This window comes from Streptomyces sp. SDr-06, from assembly GCF_003324565.1.
Taxonomy (GTDB): domain Bacteria; phylum Actinomycetota; class Actinomycetes; order Streptomycetales; family Streptomycetaceae; genus Streptomyces.
In genome coordinates this window covers 100,575-120,660 of sequence record NZ_QOLA01000017.1, presented here as the reverse complement: position 1 = coordinate 120,660, position 20,086 = coordinate 100,575, and the positions used below count along the sequence as shown (strand labels likewise).

Sequence of the window (20,086 nt, the reverse complement as noted above, 5' to 3'; positions counted from 1 at the left end):
GAAACGCCGATCGCCGGACCGCATCCGGTCCGGCGATCGGGTCGAGGCTCCGCCGCGGTCAGCGGCCGCGGCGCCCGCCCCGCGGGTTGTCGTCCTCGTCGTCGTGCGGGCCGAGGAGTTCGTCCGCCAGCGTCGGCAGGTCGTCCAGCGGGGTCTCCTCCGCCCAGTCCGAACGCCGGCGCTGCCGCTCCTGGCCCGTCACCGGGTCGATCTGGGGCAGTTCGCGCGTGCGCTCGTTGCCTCCCTCGGCGTGGTGGGCGGCGGCCCGCTCGTCGCGGAAGAGGCCCGGCGGCACCCGGTCCGCCGGATCGCGGTCGCGCACGGACGGCAGCACCGCGGTCTCGTCGGCGTCCCGGGCGACCGGGCCGGCGTCGCGTCCTGCGATGCGGGAGGTGCCCCGCGCCGCGTCCGGCACCGACGGCAGCACGGTCGTCTCCTCGGCGTCGGAGGTGCGGGGCGCGGCGCCCGCGTCCGGTCCGGCCACCGGAACCGGCTGGGTGACCTCGTTGGAGTCGGCGACCGGCACCGGCTGGGTCACCTCGTTCGGGCTGACGAGGGGGGTCTCCACGGTGGTCTCCGAGGCCGACTCGTCGGCGGAACCGCCGGACCGGGCCGCACCCGCGCCGCCGGAAGAGCCCGCCGAACCGGCCGACCTGGCGGCGCCGGAGGAACCGGACGAGCCGACGGAGCGGGACGGCGTGGGCGTGCCCGGAGTCCCGGCCCGACGGGCCGCACCCGAGGCGCCCTCCTTGGCGTCCGCCTCGGCGGCCGCGGCCACGGCGGCGGCCTCCGCGAGCCGACGGGCCTCCTCAGCGCGGAGCAGCGCCTCCTCGGCCTTGCGCTGCTTCTCCAGACGGCGGGCCTCCGCCTCGGCGCGCAGCCGGGCCTCCTCCTCCGCCTGCTTGCGCAGCCGTTCCTGCTCGGCCGCGCGGGCCTTCTCCTCGGCCTCGCGCCGGACGCGCTCCTCCTCGGCGAGCCGCCTGGCCTCCTCGGCCCGCTGCCGGGCCTCCTCCGCCTGACGCTCCTCCTCGCGGCGGCGCGCCTCCTCCAGCTCGCGCCGCTTGCGCTCCTCCTCCTCGGCGCGCAGCTTGGCGAGCTGCGCCTGGCGCTCGCGCTCCAGACGCTCCTCCTCGGCCTTGCGCGCGGCCTCTTCCTCGGCGCGCTTCCTGGCCTCTTCCTCGGCCTTCCTGCGCGCCTCCTCCTGGGCCCTGATCTCGGCCTCGGAGAGCGGCAGCATCTGGTCGAGCCGGTGGCGTACGACGGTGGTGACGGCTTCGGGCTCCTGGCCCGCGTCGACGACCAGGTAGCGCCCGGGGTCGGCGGCGGCCAGGGTGAGGAACCCGGACCTGACCCGGCCGTGGAACTCCGGCGGCTCCGACTCCAGCCGGTCCGGCGCCTCGGTGAAGCGCTCGCGCGCCGTTTCGGGCGAAACATCGAGCAGAACGGTCAGATGCGGTACGAGTCCGCCAGTTGCCCACCGGTTGATCCGGGCGACTTCGGTCGGGGACAGATCACGACCCGCACCCTGATACGCCACGGACGAGTCGATGTAGCGGTCCGAGATCACGATCGCGCCGCGCTCCAGGGCGGGGCGTACCAGCGAGTCGACGTGCTCGGCGCGGTCGGCGGCGTACAGCAGCGCCTCGGCGCGGTTGGACAGGCCCGCCGACGACACGTCGAGCAGGATCGACCGCAGCCGCTTGCCCACGGGCGTCGCCCCGGGCTCGCGCGTGACCACGACCTCGTGGCCCTTGGCCCGGATCCACTCGGCGAGCGCCTCGGCCTGGGTGGACTTGCCGGCGCCGTCGCCGCCCTCCAGGGCGATGAAGAACCCGGTCGCGGCCGGTGCCTGCACCGGATCCGCGCCCCGCACCGCGTCGGCCAGATCACGCCGCAGCGGCACGCCCTGGCGGTCGTCGGCCTTGGCGAGCACCACGGCGGCCAGCGGCAGCAGGAGCGCGCCGACCAGCATCAGCGTGAACCCGGCGCCGCCGTGCGCGAAGACGAACGAGCCCGACTCCACCCGGTGGCTGCCGATCGCGGCGGCGAGCAGCGGCGCGACGATGGCGCCGAGCCCGACCGCGACCCGTACGACCGCCTGGAGGTGCTCGGTGGTGCGGGCCCTGCGGTACTCCTCGGTCTCCTGGTCGATCAGGACGTGCCCGGTGTTCGCGGCGACCCCGGCGGCGACACCCGCGATCAGCGCGATGAACAGCACGGTCGCCAGGTCCGGCACCAGGCCCAGGGCGAGCAGCGCGACGCCGGTGACGGCGATGGCGAGGGAGAGCAGGCGCCGCCGGGAAAGCACCGGAAGGATCTTGGCGGCGGCGCGGATGCCGAGCACCGTGCCGCCGGCCAGCGTGAGGATCAGGAGCGCGAACGCGACGGGGCCGCCGCCCAGGTCCACGGCGTGCAGCACGGCGACGGACGCGGCCGCGGCGATCGCCGCCGCGACCGAGGCGCAGGCGAGCACCAGCAGCGGGACCGCGCCGGTGCGCCCCTTGTCGGGGCCGTCGCCCGTGCTGGGCCTGCGCAGCCCCTCCAGGGGCGAACGGGCCCGCGGGGTCCGGGTGTCGGGCAGTTCGAGCAGCGCGACGACGGAGATCGAGGCGGCGAAAAGACCGGCGGCGAGGTACGAACCCAGCGCGGCCTGGTGCAGCTTGAACCAGTCGACGCCCGTGCCGAGCAGATTGCTCACGAGGGCCGCGACGAGCAGGGCGGCCGCGCCCAGGGGGATGGCCACGAAGCTCGTACGCAGCGAGAGCCTGCGCAGCGCGTCCAGGTGGTCCGGCAGCGGCCGGACCACGGCGCCCTCCAAGGGGGGCGCGGGCAGCAGCGCGGGCGCCGCGCTCTCCTTGGCGACCGTCCAGAACCGTTCGGCCACGCCCATCAGGAAGGCGGTGACGAGGATGAGGAGCAGCGCGTGCGCCGGCGTCCAGTCGATCCACAGCGGCGCGACGATCAGGAGCGCGGCCCGTACGCCGTCGGCGCCGACCATCGTCCAGCGCCGGTCCAGCGGCCCGCCCGGCGCGGTGAGCGCGGAGACCGGACCGAGCAGCGCGGCTCCGAAGAGCACCGTCGCGAACACCCGGGCGCCGAGGACCGCGGCGACGGCGAACGCCGCGCCCCGGTACCCGCCGCCGAAGGACTGCTGCTCCACCGCGGCCTGCAACGCCAGCAGCAGCGTGACGAGTACGGCGAGCGCGTCGCCGATCCCGCCGACGAGCTGGGCGCTCCACAATCGCCGCAGCGAAGGGATGCGCAGCAGGGCGCGGACGGCGCGCTCGCGTGAATCTGCGGCCAGGGAGTCGGAGATGGGGCTCACGACCGTGGGGGTCCCCCCCGCCCCTGGTCCGACAGAGCTTGGGGGATGCTCGGGCTCGGCTCCTCGCGTCATCCGCCCAGCCTATCCGGAGCGCGCGGGTCCTCGCGGGGGCGCCCGAACATATGGGCGGGCGGACCACCGGGACTCCACCGGTGTTCAACGCGCGACGGGGGGCCGGGGCGTGTGCCCCGGCCCCCCGTTCACGGTCGGTTCTACTCCGAGGCCGTCGCCTTCTTGGCGGCCGCCTTCTTCGCGGGAGCCTTCTTGGCCGCGGTCGTGGACGCGGCGGTCTTCTTCGCCGCCGCCTTCTTGGCCGGGGCCTTCTTCGCGGCGGTCTTCTTGGCCGCCGTCTTCTTGGCCGGAGCCTTCTTGGCCGTCTTCTTGGCGGGACCCTTGGCGCGCTTCTCGGCGAGCAGCTCGAAGCCCCGCTCCGGCGTGATCTCCTCGACGCTGTCGGCGGTCCTGAGCGTCGCGTTGGTCTCGCCGTCGGTGACGTACGGGCCGAAGCGGCCGTCCTTCACCACGACCGGCTTCTCGCTGACCGGGTCGACGCCGAGCTCCTTGAGCGGCGGCTTGGCGGCGGCGCGGCCGCGCTGCTTGGGCTGGGCGTAGATCGCCAGCGCCTCGTCGAGCGTGATGGAGAAGAGCTGGTCCTCGGTCTCCAGGGAGCGCGAGTCGGTGCCCTTCTTCAGGTACGGCCCGTAGCGGCCGTTCTGCGCGGTGATCTCGACACCCTCGGCGTCGGCGCCGACCACGCGGGGCAGCGACATGAGCTTGAGGGCGTCGTCCAGCGTGACGGTGTCCAGGGACATCGACTTGAAGAGGGAGGCGGTGCGCGGCTTGACCGCGTTCTTGCCGGTCTTCGGCGTGCCCTCGGGCAGGATCTCGGTGACGTACGGGCCGTAGCGCCCGTCCTTGGCGACGATCTGGTGGCCGCTCACCGGGTCGGTGCCCAGCTCGAAGTCGCCGCTCGGCTTGGCGAGCAGCTCCTCCGCGTACTCGACGGTCAGCTCGTCGGGCGCGAGGTCGTCCGGGACGTCCGCGCGCTGGTGGTTCTCGGAGTCCTTCTCGCCGCGCTCGACGTAGGGGCCGTAGCGGCCGACGCGGAGCACGATGCCCTCGCCGACCGGGAACGAGGAGATCTCGCGGGCGTCGATCGCGCCGAGGTCGGTCACGAGCTCCTTGAGCCCGCCGAGGTGGTCGCCGTCGCCGTTCCCGGCGTCGGAGGCGGCACCGGCCGTCGTCGCGTCGCCCTCGCCGAAGTAGAAGCGCTTGAGCCACGGCACCGCCTGGGCCTCGCCCCGCGCGATGCGGTCGAGGTCGTCCTCCATCTTGGCGGTGAAGTCGTAGTCGACGAGCCGCCCGAAGTGCTTCTCCAGGAGGTTGACCACGGCGAAGCTCAGGAACGACGGGACGAGCGCCGTGCCCTTCTTGAACACATAGCCGCGGTCCAGGATCGTGCCGATGATCGAGGCGTAGGTGGAAGGCCGCCCGATCTCGCGCTCTTCCAGCTCCTTGACCAGCGAGGCCTCGGTGTAGCGGGCCGGCGGCTTGGTCGCGTGGCCGTCCACCGAGATCTCCTCGGACGACAGGGCGTCGCCCTCGGCGACCTGCGGCAGCCGGCGCTCGCGGTCGTCGAGCTCGGCGTTCGGGTCGTCGGCGCCCTCGACGTACGCCTTCATGAAGCCGTGGAAGGTGATCGTCTTGCCGGACGCGGTGAACTCGGCCTGGCGGCCGTCGCTCGCGCGCCCCGCGATCTTCACGGTCACCGAGTTGCCGACCGCGTCCTTCATCTGGGAGGCGACGGTGCGCTTCCAGATCAGCTCGTAGAGCCGGAACTGATCGCCCGTCAGGCCGGTCTCGGCCGGGGTGCGGAAACGATCACCCGAAGGGCGGATCGCCTCGTGCGCCTCCTGCGCGTTCTTGACCTTTCCGGCGTACGTGCGCGGCTTGTCCGGCAGGTAGTCGGCGCCGTACAGCTGCGTCACCTGGGCCCGGGCGGCCGCGACGGCCGTGTCGGACAGCGTCGTGGAGTCCGTACGCATATAGGTGATGAAGCCGTTCTCGTACAGCTTCTGGGCGACCTGCATGGTCGCCTTGGCGCCGAAGCCCAGCTTGCGCGAGGCCTCCTGCTGGAGCGTCGTCGTACGGAACGGGGCGTACGGCGAGCGGCGGTAGGGCTTGGACTCCACCGAGCGCACGGCGAAGGAGGAGTCGGCGAGCGCCGCGGCCAGGGCCCGCGCGTTCGCCTCGTCCAGGTGCAGGACGTCGCTCTTGAGTTGTCCGTCGGGGCCGAAGTCGCGGCCCTGCGCCACGCGCCGGCCGTCGACCGTGTTGAGCCGCGCCACCAGCGTGGACGGGTCGGAGGCGTCGCCCGCCCGGCCGGTGGAGAACGTCCCGGTCAGGTCCCAGTACTCAGCGGAACGAAACGCGATGCGCTCGCGTTCCCGCTCGACGACGAGCCGGGTGGCCACGGACTGGACGCGCCCGGCGGACAGCCGCGGCATGACCTTCTTCCACAGGACCGGCGAGACCTCGTAGCCGTAGAGGCGGTCGAGGATGCGGCGGGTCTCCTGGGCGTCGACCATGCGCTGGTTGAGCTCGCGCGGGTTGGCGACGGCGTCCCGGATCGCGTCCTTGGTGATCTCGTGGAAGACCATCCGGTGGACCGGGACCTTGGGCTTGAGCACTTCCTGCAGGTGCCACGCGATGGCTTCGCCCTCGCGGTCCTCATCGGTGGCGAGGAAGAGTTCGTCGGACTCGGCCAGAAGCTCCTTGAGCTTCTTGACCTGGGCCTTCTTGTCGGCGTTGACGACGTAGATCGGCTGGAAGTCGTGTTCGACGTCCACTCCGAGCCGGCGCACCTCGCCGGTGTACTTCTCGGGCACCTCGGCGGCGCCGTTCGGCAGGTCGCGGATGTGCCCGACGCTCGCCTCGACGACATAACCGGGGCCGAGGTAGCCCTTGATCGTCTTCGCCTTGGCAGGAGACTCGACGATGACGAGTCGGCGGCCGCCCTTTGCGGTCTCGCTGGTCGGGGACAACTTCGCTCTTCTCTCCGGTCGGCACTCGGGTGTCAGTACGTGACGCTGCGGAGTGTGACGGTACAACCCGCCCCCGTGTCAAACAGCAAAAGCCCGCAGCGGCCACTCGAACGGTAACCCGACTTACCGCGATCCTGCCGCCCGGACCGTCCCGAAGCCTTCCGAAAAGCGTTTCATCCCCTTTCGGGCTAGATGCGGGCGAAGCACCACAGGCCGAGCAGCAGGAAGACCGCGCCCGAGACACTCGTGAGCACGGCGGAGGTGACGGGCGAAACGCCGTGCGCGACCGGCGTGCGGCGGCGCAGACAGGACGCCGTCCACAGCAGCAGAGCGCCCCCGAACAGCACGAACACCGTCCCCGCGAAGACGGCCGGGCCCGTCTCGGTCCCACCCATTGCGTTCATGCGCGCGATCCTGGTCACCGCGCGGCACCCCCGGGCAGAGCCGGGGCCGCATTCCGGAGAACGCCGGGTGAACGGTCACCCGATCATGCACATTTCAGCCAGATCCCCTCGCTTCGACGCGTCGGACGTCACAGGGCGCGCCGAGCGTCACATCACGTCGGGCGTGGCCCGCCGCCCGCCGCCCCGCTCGAACACGACGAGCGGCCCCATCGCGAGCAGCGCGTACCCGGCCCCCGCCCCGCACTCCGCACCGACTGGGCCCCGGGCGATGCCGCCGCCGTCGGCCGGTCGGCGGGCCGCGTCCGCCGCATGCGTCAGCGGCAGTACGTCACCCGTCGTACGCGTCCACCCGTGCTGCGACGAGCGGGGCACGTTCGCCCCGGTGAGCAGCAGCAGCGCGGAGCCGACGCCGTGGGCCCGGCCGCGAAGTCCTTTCCCTGCACCGGACTTCGGCCTCCCCGACCCCGCGTCGTGGGCCGCCGATAGCCCAACGCCCCGTCCCCAGTAGCCGGGCAGGCGTCCGCGAGGGCCGCGCGCCGCCCGCGGATCCTCCCGGCAGGGGCGGACCGGACCGCTGTACTCCCCCGCCCCTCCTCAGTAGTTACTCCCCCACCGGCTCCAGGAAGCCCTGCTCGACCAGGAGCCGGATGGCCTCCGGCGTGCGGTCGCGCAGCCGGACCGGGTCCTCGTCGATCAGCTGGGCGATGGCGTCCAGGATCCGCCCGGCCGGCAGCTGTCCGTCGCAGACGCCCGCGAACCCGGCGCCCACCGTGTCGACCTTCGTCGCCCGGCGCATGCCGCGGTTCTGCCGCAGCACCACGTGCTCCGGGTCCTCGGCGCCCGGAAGACCGACCTGCTCCTGCGCCACCTCGTCGGCGAGGCGGAACCGGTCGGCGAGCAGCGCCGCGTCGTCGTGGGCGCGCAGGTAGTCCTGGCGCTCGAAGTGCGCGTGCACGGCGTCGCCCAGCGGCTGCTCGACCGGGTGCGGCCACTCCTCGACCACGATGGACGGCCGCTCGCTGTCGGTGCGGCGCAGGGTGATCCAGCCGAAGCCGACCGCCGTGGTCCCGCGCGCCTCGAACTCGTCCAGCCACGCCTCGTAGCGCTCCGCGTACCGGGCCGGGTCGGTGTGGTGGTCCCCGGCGTCGCGCAGCCACAACTCGGTGTACTGGGTGATGTCCTGGACCTCGCGCTGCACGATCCAGGCGTCGCAGCCGCGCGGGACCCAGGAGCGGAGCCGGTCCTGCCACTCCTCCCCCTCGACGTGCTGCCAGTTGGCCAGGAACTGGGCGTACCCGCCGGGGTTGAGGCGCTCCCCCGCCTGCTGAACGAGCGAGCGGCACAGATCGTCCCCGCCCATGCCGCCGTCCCGGTAGGTCAGCCGGGCGCCGGGCGAGATCACGAACGGCGGGTTGGACACGATCAGGTCGTACGTCTCCTCGCCCACCGGCTCGTAGAGCGAGCCCGTCCTCAACTCGGCCTGCGGGGCGCCGGAGAGCGCGAGCGTGAGCCGGGTGAAGTCGAGCGCACGCGGGTTCAGGTCGGTGGCGGTGACCCGGGTGGCGTGCTGCGCGGCGTGCAGCGCCTGGATGCCGGAGCCGGTGCCGAGGTCGAGGGCCGGGCCGACGGGCAGCCGGACGGTGAGGCCGGCCAGGGTCGTGGACGCGCCGCCGACGCCGAGCACCATGGCCTCGTCGCGCCCGCTCGCCCCGCCCGCGCCGCCGACCGCGCAGCCCAGGTCGGAGACGATGAACCAGTCCTGCCCCTCGGGCCCGCCGTAGGGCCGCACGTCCACCGTGGCGCGCACCGCCTCGCCCGCGCGGACCACCCAGCCGTCCGCGAGGGCGTCCTCCAGCGGGAGGGCCGCACGGGCGCTCTCGTACGGGACGGGCTGCTGGAGCAGGAAGAGCCGCACCAGCGTGTCGAGCGGGGTGTGCCCCCGGGTGGCGCGCAGGGCGGGGACGGTCTCGCTGCGGGCCAGCGCGGCGTAGGCGGGCGCGCCGAGCAGGTCGAGCAGGCCGTCGGCGGTGAAGGCGGCGGCGAGCAGGGCGTCACGCAGGCGGGCTGCGTGAGTGGGCGCGGGAAGACTGGTCGTACTCACCCGCCCATTGTGGCCGCTGCCACCGACAATCACCCCATCACGGCCGCGGCCCGGCCCCCGCCTGGGGACCGGGCCGCGGCCGTGCGCGTACGGGGCCTACGACTTGGGGCTGCCCGAGGCCGAGGGCGACGCGGACCCCGAGGGCGAGGCCGACTGCGACGGCGAGGCGGGCGGCGCGCCCGCACCCGACCCGGAGGGCGCGGGCGAGGAGGGCGTCTGCTTCTGGCAGCCGGGCTGCTTCTGCATCGCCTTGCCGACGTCGCCGGACTCCAGCTTCTTCAGCGAGGCGTCGCCCGACGAGCTGATCTTGCCGAGCTCGGTCGCGATGTCCTCCAGGCCCTTGGCGAAGGCCGCCTGGTCACCGGCGTTGAGCGCGTCGACCTTCTTCTTCAGGTTCGCGTACGACACGGAGGAGGCGTTCAGCTCCTTGACGGCCTCCTGCTGCGTGGTGGCGCCGTCCTTGACGGGCGGGGCACCGGCCTTGTCGACGGCAGCGCCCAGCGCCTTGTAAGCGTCCGAGATCTGCTGGAAGGCGCCCGAGTCGGTCTTCTGCACGTCGGCCGGCTTGCTGTCGTCACGCGTCTGCGCCTGGATGGCGGCGTTGGCGTCGGTGATCTTCTTGAACTGGGGCTGGGCCGAGTTGCAGAAGGTCTTCGCCCAGTCGTCGACCTTCTTGCTGGAGTCGTCGCTGCAGCCCGACAACGTCAGCATCAGTACCGCACCGCCGGACAGTGCGGCTGCAAGCTTCTTGTTCACCGGTTTGGTCCCTTCCAAGGCTCTCGGCCCCGGAACATACACGCCAAGTGGGCGACAAACGCCTGGCGCCTGTGCGATCTGCACCCTTTTGCAGCCATTTGCACCAAGCAGAACGGGCGGACGGTGTGTCAAACCCCACCGTCCGCCCGCCCTTTGTCCAGCCGACGGCTACGAAACCACCGCCGGGTCCGGTGACTTCGCGACCCGCTCGTTGTTGCCGTCGTCACCCACGGCCACGCTGCGCCGCTTCGAGACGTACACCGCGCAGATGATGACGAGCAGCGCCAGCACCGCCACGACGGCCCGGACGGCCGGGCTCGCGTCGTCCCCGTAGGAGAACTTCACGATGGCCGGCGCGATCAGGAGCGCCACCAGGTTCATCACCTTGAGCAGCGGGTTGATCGCCGGCCCCGCGGTGTCCTTGAAGGGGTCGCCGACCGTGTCGCCGATGACCGTGGCGGCGTGGGCCTCGCTGCCCTTGCCGCCGAAGTGGCCGTCCTCGACCATCTTCTTGGCGTTGTCCCAGGCGCCGCCCGAGTTGGCGAGGAAGACCGCCATCAGGGTGCCGGTGCCGATCGCGCCCGCCAGGTAGGAGCCGAGGGCGCCGACGCCCAGGGTGAAGCCGACCGCGATGGGGGCGAGCACCGCGAGCAGACCGGGGGTGGCCAGCTCGCGCAGCGCGTCCTTGGTGCAGATGTCGACGACTCGCCCGTACTCCGGCTGCTCGCTGTAGTCCATGATCCCGGGGTGCTCGCGGAACTGCCGCCGCACCTCGAAGACCACCGAACCGGCCGACCGGGAAACGGCGTTGATCGCGAGCCCCGAGAAGAGGAAGACGACCGCCGCGCCCAGCATCAGGCCGACCAGGTTGTTGGGCTGCGAGATGTCCATGTTCAGGGTCAGCTCGCTCGCCTTGGCGTGGACGTCGCCCACAGCCGTGCCGATGGCGTCCTTGAAGGAGCCGTAGAGCGCCGCGGCCGCGAGGACGGCGGTGGCGATGGCGATGCCCTTGGTGATGGCCTTGGTGGTGTTGCCCACCGCGTCCAGGTCGGTGAGCACCTGCGCGCCCGCGCCCTGGACGTCGCCGGACATCTCCGCGATGCCCTGCGCGTTGTCGGAGACCGGGCCGAAGGTGTCCATGGCGACGATGACGCCGACCGTGGTGAGCAGACCGGTGCCGGCCAGCGCCACCGCGAACAGCGCGAGCATGACCGAGGTCCCGCCGAGCAGGAAGGCCCCGTACACGCCGAGGCCGATCAACAGGGCGGTGTAGACGGCCGATTCGAGGCCGATGGAGATGCCGGCCAGGACGACGGTGGCGGGGCCGGTCAGCGAGGACTTGCCGATGTCCCTGACGGGACGCCGGGTGGTCTCGGTGAAGTACCCCGTCAGCTGCTGGATCAGCGCCGCCAGCACGATGCCGATGGCGACGGCGACGAGCGCGAGGATCCGCGGGTCGCCGTCGTGGCCCTTGATCACGCTGTCCGTGACGCCGTTCAACTTGGCGTACGAGGACGGCAGGTAGGCGAAGACCGCGACGGCCACCAGGGCCATCGAGATCACCGCGGAGATGAAGAAGCCACGGTTGATGGCGGACATTCCGCTGCGGTCGGCGCGCCGCGGGGCGACCGCGAAGATACCGATCATCGCGGTGACCACGCCGATCGCCGGGACGATCAGCGGGAAGGCGAGGCCCGAGTCGCCGAACGCCGCCTTGCCGAGGATCAGCGCCGCGACCAGGGTCACGGCGTAGGACTCGAACAGGTCGGCCGCCATGCCGGCGCAGTCGCCGACGTTGTCGCCCACGTTGTCCGCGATGGTGGCGGCGTTGCGCGGGTCGTCCTCCGGGATGCCCTGCTCGACCTTGCCGACCAGGTCGGCGCCGACGTCGGCGGCCTTGGTGAAGATGCCGCCGCCGACCCGCATGAACATCGCGATCAGGGCCGCGCCCAGGCCGAAGCCCTCCAGGACCTTGGGCGCGTCGGCCGCGTACACGAGCACGACGCACGAGGCGCCGAGCAGGCCGAGGCCCACCGTGAACATGCCGACCACACCGCCCGTGCGGAAAGCGATCTTCATGGCCTTGTGGGAGACCGCGGTGAGATCCTTTTCGGGTTCGCCTTCCGCGGGAGTCGCCTCTCGGGCGGCTGCCGCGACGCGCACATTCGCGCGGACGGCGAGGCGCATACCGATGTATCCGGTCGTCGCCGAGAACGCGGCGCCGATCAGGAAGAACACGGAACGGCCTACGCGCTGCGACCAGTTGTCGGACGGCAGCAGGAACAGCAGGAAGAACACCACGACGGCGAAGATGCCGAGGGTGCGCAACTGCCGGGTCAGATAGGCATTCGCGCCTTCCTGTACGGCCGCCGCGATCTTCTTCATCGAATCGGTGCCCTCGCCGGCCGCGAGGACCTGGCGCACCAGCAATTGCGCCACGATCAGGGCCGCCAGCGCGACGGCCGCGATGACGATGACGATCGTTCGGTTGCCGTCGGTCAGGACCGCGGCAGCCAGGGATGTGGGGTGGTCGAGTTCCGTTGGGTTGAAGAGCCCCGCCATTCGTCCTCCTTGACGCTCAGAGCTCAAGATGTGGACGGATTGTAGGTAGCGGAACACGATCAAAACAGGGCGCCGCAAATGGAATTGACCTTCATCGGCTCATCAGAGAGAGATCCGGTCACGAGAAGGCCCCCCGAAAGCGGTAATGGGGCAAAAGCATTGACGCTTGATCGGCGATCTAGGAACCGGGGTCGGAATCTGGATCAAGAAATGAAAAAGGCCCTGCTCAGCAGGGCCCGTCTCAATATCGAAAACAAGTGGATCAGGGAAGCACCGAGGCCGGTGTGGTGGGCCAGCTCATCCGGATGACACCACCCGACGCCCCGGAGGTGACCTCCACATCGTCCACAAGCCCACTGATGACAGCGAGGCCCATTTCGTCCTCCCCGCTGTCGTCGAGCTCCTCGTCGGGCCCCGGGCCGCGCACGCCCGGCACCGCCGCGGCGCCACCGCCCGAACCCGGCACCTCGTCGCCGACCTCGATGGAGAAGAGCTTCTCCTCCTCGGTCAGGACGACCCGGATGGGGGCCTCGACGCCGTGCGAGTGGTGCAGCCCGACAGCCCGGCTGCACGCCTCACCGACCGCGAGTCTGACCTCGTCGAGCACTGCCTCGTCGACCCCGGCCCGGCGCGCCACCGCGGCCGCCACCAGACGGGCCGTCCTGACGTGCTCGGGTTGGGCACTGAAACGGAGTTCAACGGTGGCCATGGGCGATCCCCCTCGAACGTACGGGCGTACATCTCAGGGGCCCCGGGCCACAGTGCCGCCCGGCGCCCCTGTCCTTCCTCCGGAGCCGTCCGCGGACGGCCACCGTCAGTCGGTCGCGTTGACGGCCTCGTCGACCGAGCCGTGGATCGGGAACACCTTGGTGAGCCCCGTGATCCGGAAGATCTTCAAAATGCGCTCCTGGTTGCAGACCAGGCGCAGCGAGCCCTCGTGGGCGCGCACACGCTTGAGCCCACCCACGAGCACGCCCAGGCCCGTGGAGTCGAGGAAGTCCACGCCCTCCATGTCGACAACCAGGTGGTAGCTGCCGTCGTTCACCAACTCGACCAACTGCTCGCGCAGCTTGGGCGCGGTATACACATCAATCTCGCCACCGACCTCGACGACCGTACGGTCGCCACCAGGGCCGGACACATTGCGAGTCGACAGGGACAGGTCCACGGATCCTCCAGCACCTTGCTATCGAGCGGCCGCCCCCTGAGTCTCCCCGGCGGAGCCAGAGAACGGATAGCCAGCCGCGATGGCATTCAATCACTTACCGGCAGCGCTGCACGACGCCTTGGGACCATTGTCCGCTACGCCAGTGACACACTCGGTGCCGATGGCCAGGAATCACCGCCCCAGAACACCCGCCGACAGCACGGGTGAACGACCCGACCCCGGCACGGTCCTCGACCGGCTCACCGCAGGGGTGGGCCGGGCTGCGCGCATCACTCATACGGAGCACTTGCCCCCGCGCGCGGGACGTCATGCAGTCTGGCCGCACCTCATCCGCCCGGAAGTGATCAACGCCATTGAGGCCGCCGGCGTCGAGCACCCCTGGGCCCACCAGGCCACCGCCGCCGAGCACGCCCTGAACGGCGAGTCCGTGGTGATCGCCACCGGCACCGCGTCCGGCAAGTCGCTCGCCTACCTGGCGCCGGTGCTCAGCACCCTCCTGGACGGCTCCGAGGCGCACAACGGACGCGGCGCGACCGCGCTGTACCTTGCCCCCACCAAGGCCCTGGCCGCCGACCAGCGCCGCTCGGTGAAGGCCCTCGCGACCCCGCTCGGCAACGCGGTGCGCCCCGCCGTGTACGACGGCGACACCCCGGTCGAGGAACGCGAGTGGGTGCGCCAGTACGCGAACTACGTCCTCACCAATCCGGACATGCTGCACCTGGGCATCCTGCCCTCCCACCCCAGGTGGGCCTCCTTCCTGCGCGCCCTGCGCTATGTCGTCATCGACGAGTGCCACACCTATCGCGGCGTCTTCGGCTCGCACGTCGCCCAGGTCCTGCGCCGCCTGCGCCGCCTGTGCGCGCGCTACGGCGCCGACCCGGTCTTCCTGCTCGCCTCCGCCACGGCCGCCGAGCCCGCCCTCGCGGCGGGCCGCCTGACCGGCCTGCCCGTCGTCGAGGTCGCCGACGACGCCTCCCCGCGCGGCGAGCTGGTCTTCGCCCTGTGGGAGCCCCCGCTCACCGAGCTGCCCGGCGAGAAGGGCGCCCCGGTGCGCCGCACCGCCATCGCCGAGACCGCCGACCTCCTCACCGACCTGGCCGTGCAGGGGGTCCGCACGGTCGCCTTCGTCCGCTCCCGGCGCGGCGCCGAACTCATCTCCGTGATCACTCAGGAGCGCCTGTACGAGGTCGACCGGACCCTCGCCCGGCGTGTCGCCGCGTACCGGGGCGGCTACCTCCCCGAGGAGCGCCGCGCCCTGGAGCAGGCCCTGCATTCCGGCGAGCTCCTGGGCCTCGCCGCCACCACCGCCCTGGAACTCGGCATCGACGTCTCCGGCCTCGACGCCGTCCTCATCGCGGGCTACCCGGGCACCCGGGCCTCCCTGTGGCAGCAGGCGGGCCGGGCCGGCCGCTCGGGCCAGGGCGCCCTGGCCGTCCTGATCGCCCGCGACGACCCGCTGGACACCTACCTCGTCCACCACCCCGAGGCGCTGTTCCAGCAGCCCGTCGAGTCCACCGTGCTGGACCCGGACAACCCGTACGTCCTGGCTCCCCACCTGTGCGCGGCGGCGGCCGAACTCCCGCTCACCGAGGCCGACCTCAAGCTCTTCGGCCCGGCCAGCCCGGAGCTCATGCCGCAGCTGGAGCGGGCCGGGCTGCTCCGGCGCCGCAGCAACGGATGGTTCTGGACCCGCCGCGAGCGGGCCGCCGACCTCACCGACATCCGGGGCGGCGGCGGCCGCCCCGTCCAGGTCGTCGAGGCCTCGACGGGACGGCTGCTCGGCACGGTCGACGAGTCCGCCGCCCACACCACCGTCCACGACGGCGCCGTCCATCTGCACCAGGGCCGTACGTACCTGGTGAACCACCTGGACCTGGAGGACTCCGTCGCCCTCGTCGAAGAGGCTGTACCGCCCTATTCGACCGTCGCCAGGGACACCACCTCCATCTCCGTCCTGTCCACCGACACCGAGATCCCGTGGGGATCGGGCCGCCTCTGCTACGGCTCCGTCGAGGTCACCAACCAGGTCGTCTCCTTCCTGCGCCGCAAACTGATCACCGGCGAGGTGCTCGGCGAGACCAAGCTCGACCTGCCGCCCCGCACCCTGCGCACCCGGGCCGTGTGGTGGACGGTCACCGAGGACCAGCTCGATGCCGCCCGCATCAACCCGGAGATCCTCGGCGGCGCCCTGCACGCCGCCGAACACGCCTCCATCGGGATGCTGCCGCTCTTCGCCACCTGCGACCGCTGGGACATCGGCGGCGTCTCCATCCCGCTGCACCCGGACACCCTGCTGCCGACGGTCTTCGTGTACGACGGCAACCCGGGCGGCGCCGGGTTCGCCGAGCGCGCCTTCCACACCGCCGCGCGCTGGCTGACCGCGACCCGCGAGGCGATCGCGTCCTGCGAGTGCGAGTCCGGCTGCCCGTCCTGCATCCAGTCCCCCAAGTGCGGCAACGGCAACGACCCCCTGCACAAACGGGGCGCGGTGCGGCTCCTCACGGAACTGCTGAGGGGAGCCCCCGCCGAGCCCGACCCGGCCCCGCCCGCGCCCTGACCGGCCGCGCCCTCACGGGACCGCCGGGGGCGGCCCCGGCACGGCCAGGGACGGTCCCGCCCGGGCTCGGACGCTGGGTGCGTACGGGCCGAACCTCGCCCGCACCCGTACGTCCGCGATCTCCCCGGCCACCGAGCAGCGCACCAGCTGGGCACCCTGCGCCGCGGCCACCTCGGCGGCCTTGGCACAGGCGTCCGGCGAGCCCCACAGAGCCCGGTCGGCCGCCGCGAGCGCCGCCAGGTCGGCGGCCCCGCCGGCCCGGTGCCGCGCGGCCACCGCCTGACCGAGGCCCAGCACGGCCGCGAACACCGCGCACATCGTGGCGGCCGACAGCGCGACCCACACCGTGGCCGAGCCCCGGTCGGGGCAGCTTCCGCCCCGCGCAAGCCGGTCCACGAGGCCCCGGATGAGCGAGCCGGCACGGCCCAGCGCCCGCGCGGCCGGAGCTCCCGGCCTCCACCGTCCCGGTAGGTTCACGAGACGCCCCCCACCGTGTCCTCGGCCAGGGCCGCCGCCTCCGCGCTCAGCGTCAGGGCCAGGCGGTGCGGGCCCGGTGTGGCGGACTCCACCCGGACCCGCCACACCTCCCCGGTGCGCCGCACCGTGACCGTCGCCCCCTTGGGCGCAGCCGATCTGGCCGCCGCCACCGCCACGGCCTCCGGTTCGGAGCGGGCGACCGCACGGGCCCCGGCCCGGGCGGCGTCCACACACCGGATCTCCGCCGAGGCCGCCGTCAGCGCCCAGAGCAGCGCCAGCGCGAATCCCACGAGCGCCGGAATGGCCACGGCGGCCTCGGCCGTCACGAACCCCCGATCGCCCCGCCCTCGCCTGCCGCGCTCAGAACTGCACATCGAGCGCCTTGGTGATCAGCTGGGTCAGCGCGGTCACCACGCCCCCACTGGTGACGACCTTGTACAGGATCGCCGCGAAGGCGCAGGCCGCGAGCGTGCCCACGGCGTACTCCGAGGTCGTCATCCCCGCGTCACCCCGCACCCGCCGCCGCAGCGCACCGCCCCAGCGCCGCATCCGCCGATTCATGACACTCGCCTGCCGATGGAAAACCGTGTCCATTGATCCCAACTCCCTTGCTTCGTCAGCGCTTTCGTGCGCCTTGATGTGTTGTGCTGTGTGTGGACAGGAGATGACCGCATCCGGGTCGTGTCGGCCGAGCGCCGCACTCCGGGCCCGAGGCCCGGCGACGCCAAGCCCGCAGAGAGGGCCACTAACGGCGCCTGTGGCACCGGGGCCGCTGAGCACGGCCCCTCACCGCCTCAGCAGCCCGCCCGCCAGCCCGATCACCACCGGGGCGACGCCCGCCGCGAGGAAGGCCGGGAGGAAGCAGAGGCCCAGCGGACCGGTGATCAGGACGCCCGCGCGCCTGGCCCGCGCCGATGCCTGCCTGGTCCGCTCGGCCCGGCAGCGTTCGGCGACCCGGGCGACCGGGCCCGCCGCGGGCGACCCGGACGTCGCGGCCCGTTCCAGGCAGCGGGCCAGCTCGGCCGCGCCCGGTATCGCCCCCAACCTCCCCCACGCGTCGGCCGGTTCACCGCCCATGCGCAGTTCGGCGGCGGCCCGGCCGAGGCGCGCTCCGACGGGGCCCTCCAGGGTGGCGCCCACCGCCCCCGCCGCCTCGCGCGGCCCGGCCCCGGCCGCGAGGCACGCCGCCAACAGGTCGGCGGCGAGCGGGAGTTCTTGGGCAGCGGCACGGAGCTCCTCGGCGCTGTTCCCGCGCGCCCGACGCCGGCGCCCCCAGCGCCACGCGCCGTACGCCGCCGCCAGGCCGCCCAGCACGCCCGCGACCCCGCCGACCAGCACCCAACAGGCCGCCAACGCCCCCAGGGGCGGCCCCCACTGCTTGATCCGCGCCTTCCCTGCCGGTCTCCAGCGCCCGGGGGAGGGCGGGGTCGGCGCCTCCAGGGCGAACAGCGCCGCCATCCGGCGCCGAAGCGTGCGTTCGTCGCGCCGCCGCGCCACCCCGAGGGCCGCCCACCACACGAGCGCGGCCGCCCCCACCGCCACCCCCAGCCTGTGGACAACCTCCGGCACCGGGCTCACCGCCCCTCCCCGGCCCGTACGATCCGCGCCGCCCACCACACTCCGGCGGCCTCAAGGACCCCGGCGATCAGCAGGCAACCGAACCCGGCCGGGCTGTGCAGCAGCACCCGTAGCGGGCGCGCGCCCATCGCCGTGCCGAGCACGATCCCGAGGACCGGAAGCAGAGCGAGAAGCAGGACCGTGGTGCGCGCACCCGCCAACTCCGAGCGCAACGCCTCCTGTTGCTCCCGCTCGGCCCGCAGCGCGCTCTCCAGGCGCTCAAGTCCCGAGGCGAGGCCCGCACCGCCGTCCACCGCGACCTGCCAGCACGCGGCGACTCCCGCGAGGCCCTCGGCGCCCGGCTCCCTGGCCGCCTCCCGCAGCGCCCCGGGCACGTCTCCGCCGAACTTCGCGGCCGCCACCACCGGGGCCGTCACCGCGCCCAGGGCCGTCGTGTCCCGGCAGGCCGCCGCGAGCGCCTGGCCGGGCTGGCGGCCCGCCCGCAGCTCCGAGGCCACCGCGGCGCACCAGGCGACGACCTCGTCGGCCCGCCGCGCCCTCGCCCGCTCGCGCTCCCGGGCTCGCAGCCGCCGCCCGACCAAGGGCACCGCCACCGCACCCGCGATCAGCGGCAGCACCGATCCGCCGAGAAGGGCCAGCAGCAGCCCCAGCGGCAGACACAGCCACTCCGTACGCCACCGGGCCCTGTGCCGCGCCCGCGTGAACCATCGCCCGAGAGGTGCGGCGCCGAATTCGGTGCCCGCCCCGCCCACGCCTGCGCTTCCGGCACCCGCGAACATCAGCCGGGCCCGCCGCACCCCCTGGTCCTGACCGGCCCACAACCACGCGGCCGCGCCCGCGCACACCGCCGCCCAGGCGGGCAGCCCCATCGAAAGATCCCTCACCACGCACCCCCGATCAGCGCCCGCAGCCGCTCCCAGCCCGAGTCGCGCGTGAACCCCGTCCTGCCCCACCGCAGCGCGGGCACCGTCACCACCAGACCCGCCGCGTCCCGCTCCAGGACGCGCACCTCGGCGATCCGGCGCCGCCCGGCGCGGTCGCGTACGAGATGGACCACCACCGACAGCGCGGCCGCCAACTGGCTGTGCAGGGCGGCCCGGTCGAGCCCTGCGGCCGTGCCCAGCGCTTCGAGGCGGGCCGGGACATCGGCGGCGGAATTGGCATGAACCGTCCCACAACCGCCCTCGTGCCCCGTGTTCAGCGCGCTCAGCAGATCCGTCACCTCGGCGCCCCGCACCTCGCCGACGACCAGCCGGTCCGGCCGCATCCGCAAGGCCTGGCGGACCAGGTCCCGCAGGGTCACCAGGCCCGCGCCCTCCTGATTGGCGGGCCGCGCTTCGAGGCGCACCACATGCGGATGGTCGGGCCTCAACTCGGCCGAGTCCTCGGTCAGTACGATCCGTTCGCCCTCTCCGACGAGGCCGAGCAGCGTCGCCAGGAGCGTGGTCTTGCCGGTGCCGGTGCCGCCGCTCACCAGGAACGACACGCGGGCTTCGAGCAGCGCCCGCAGCACCTTTTCACCCCCGGGCGGCACCGTGCCCGCCGCGGTGAGCTCGGCCAGGGAGAACGCCCTCGGACGCACCACCCGCAGAGAGAGACAGGCCGAGCCGACGGCCACCGGCTCCAGGACGGCATGCATCCGGGTGCCGTCCGGCAGCCGGGCGTCCACCCAGGGCCGGGCGTCGTCGAGCCGTCGGCCCGCGACCGCGGCGAGCCGCTGGGCGAGCCTGCGCACCGCCGCCGGGTCGGCGAAGCGGACCCCGGTCAGTTCGAGCCCGGCGCCCCGGTCCACCCACACCCGGTCGGGCGCGGAGACCAGCACATCGGTCACCTCCGGGTCGGCCAGCAGCGGCTCAAGCGGCCCGGTCCCCACCAGCTCGGACCGCAACTCCTCGGCCCCGCCGAGCACTTCCGCGTCGCCCAGGAGCCGCCCCTGCGCACGCAGGGCCGCCGCGACCCTGGCCGGGGTCGGCTCGGCGCCGCTCTCGGCCAGCCGCTGCCGCACGGCGTCCAGCAGCGGCGGCCCGGCGCCCTGGACGGACCACCTTGTGGGCCGCTCCCCTCCCGCGGCCCCCGCCGGTGCGCCCGGGGAGGGGCGGCCCGTATCGCGCATC

Annotated in this window: 16 protein-coding genes; 1 reads left to right on the top strand and 15 read right to left on the bottom strand. The window is 73.2% G+C overall.

What is annotated here, in order from left to right; genetic code table 11:
- Positions 1-58: 58 nt before the first annotated feature.
- The 9 genes from tmk to DT019_RS28280 form a co-directional block, all read right to left on the bottom strand.
- Positions 59-3,397: a dTMP kinase gene (tmk, locus tag DT019_RS28320; RefSeq protein WP_114039767.1), complete on the bottom strand. Its 3,339-nt coding sequence runs from the start codon at positions 3,395-3,397 to the stop codon at positions 59-61.
- 140 nt (positions 3,398-3,537) lie between these two features.
- The gene (gene topA, locus DT019_RS28315; protein WP_114039766.1) at positions 3,538-6,369 is read right to left on the bottom strand and encodes a type I DNA topoisomerase; all 2,832 of its coding nucleotides are present in this window, start codon (positions 6,367-6,369) and stop codon (positions 3,538-3,540) included.
- A gap of 188 nt (positions 6,370-6,557) precedes the next feature.
- Entirely contained in the window at positions 6,558-6,773 is a 216-nt protein-coding gene (locus tag DT019_RS28310) for a hypothetical protein (RefSeq protein ID WP_223279809.1), read from the bottom strand.
- A 147-nt stretch (positions 6,774-6,920) separates the two neighbouring features.
- Entirely contained in the window at positions 6,921-7,145 is a 225-nt protein-coding gene (locus tag DT019_RS28305; protein WP_114039764.1) for a hypothetical protein, read from the bottom strand.
- A gap of 229 nt (positions 7,146-7,374) precedes the next feature.
- Positions 7,375-8,874 carry a methyltransferase gene (locus DT019_RS28300; protein WP_114039763.1) on the bottom strand — a complete coding sequence of 500 codons (1,500 nt, stop codon included), beginning with the start codon at positions 8,872-8,874 and terminating at the stop codon, positions 7,375-7,377.
- A gap of 96 nt (positions 8,875-8,970) precedes the next feature.
- A complete protein-coding gene (locus DT019_RS28295) occupies positions 8,971-9,630 on the bottom strand; it encodes a small secreted protein (protein ID WP_114039762.1) in 660 nt (219 codons plus the stop codon).
- 168 nt (positions 9,631-9,798) lie between these two features.
- Positions 9,799-12,192, bottom strand: a complete 2,394-nt coding sequence (locus DT019_RS28290; RefSeq protein WP_114039761.1) for a sodium-translocating pyrophosphatase — start codon at positions 12,190-12,192, stop codon at positions 9,799-9,801.
- 262 nt (positions 12,193-12,454) lie between these two features.
- Positions 12,455-12,901, bottom strand: coding sequence for an ATP-binding protein (locus DT019_RS28285; RefSeq protein WP_114039760.1), 447 nt, complete (start codon positions 12,899-12,901; stop codon positions 12,455-12,457).
- Between the two features lie 105 nt (positions 12,902-13,006).
- Entirely contained in the window at positions 13,007-13,360 is a 354-nt protein-coding gene (locus DT019_RS28280; protein ID WP_053728100.1) for an STAS domain-containing protein, read from the bottom strand.
- 79 nt (positions 13,361-13,439) lie between these two features.
- Here DT019_RS28280 and DT019_RS28275 point away from each other — a divergent pair, with 79 nt between their 5' ends.
- Positions 13,440-15,917: a DEAD/DEAH box helicase gene (locus tag DT019_RS28275; protein ID WP_114039759.1), complete on the top strand. Its 2,478-nt coding sequence runs from the start codon at positions 13,440-13,442 to the stop codon at positions 15,915-15,917.
- A 12-nt stretch (positions 15,918-15,929) separates the two neighbouring features.
- Here DT019_RS28275 and DT019_RS28270 read toward each other — a convergent pair whose 3' ends face one another.
- From DT019_RS28270 to DT019_RS28245, 6 genes are all read right to left on the bottom strand, one after another.
- Positions 15,930-16,313 (bottom strand): Rv3654c family TadE-like protein, encoded by a 384-nt coding sequence (locus DT019_RS28270; RefSeq protein ID WP_223279808.1) that lies wholly within the window; start codon positions 16,311-16,313, stop codon positions 15,930-15,932.
- A gap of 77 nt (positions 16,314-16,390) precedes the next feature.
- Positions 16,391-16,720 (bottom strand): TadE family type IV pilus minor pilin, encoded by a 330-nt coding sequence (locus DT019_RS28265; protein ID WP_189390001.1) that lies wholly within the window; start codon positions 16,718-16,720, stop codon positions 16,391-16,393.
- Positions 16,721-16,754: 34 nt separating this feature from the next.
- A complete protein-coding gene (locus tag DT019_RS28260) occupies positions 16,755-16,955 on the bottom strand; it encodes a DUF4244 domain-containing protein (protein WP_223279807.1) in 201 nt (66 codons plus the stop codon).
- A gap of 225 nt (positions 16,956-17,180) precedes the next feature.
- On the bottom strand, positions 17,181-17,972 hold the full coding sequence (locus tag DT019_RS28255; RefSeq protein WP_223279806.1) for a type II secretion system F family protein: 792 nt from the start codon (positions 17,970-17,972) through the stop codon (positions 17,181-17,183).
- Positions 17,969-18,841, bottom strand: coding sequence for a type II secretion system F family protein (locus DT019_RS28250; RefSeq protein ID WP_114039833.1), 873 nt, complete (start codon positions 18,839-18,841; stop codon positions 17,969-17,971). Before DT019_RS28250 ends, DT019_RS28255 begins: the two co-directional genes overlap by 4 nt.
- Before the next feature lie 11 nt (positions 18,842-18,852).
- Positions 18,853-20,085, bottom strand: a complete 1,233-nt coding sequence (locus DT019_RS28245; protein WP_114039832.1) for a TadA family conjugal transfer-associated ATPase — start codon at positions 20,083-20,085, stop codon at positions 18,853-18,855.
- Position 20,086: the final 1 nt, after the last annotated feature.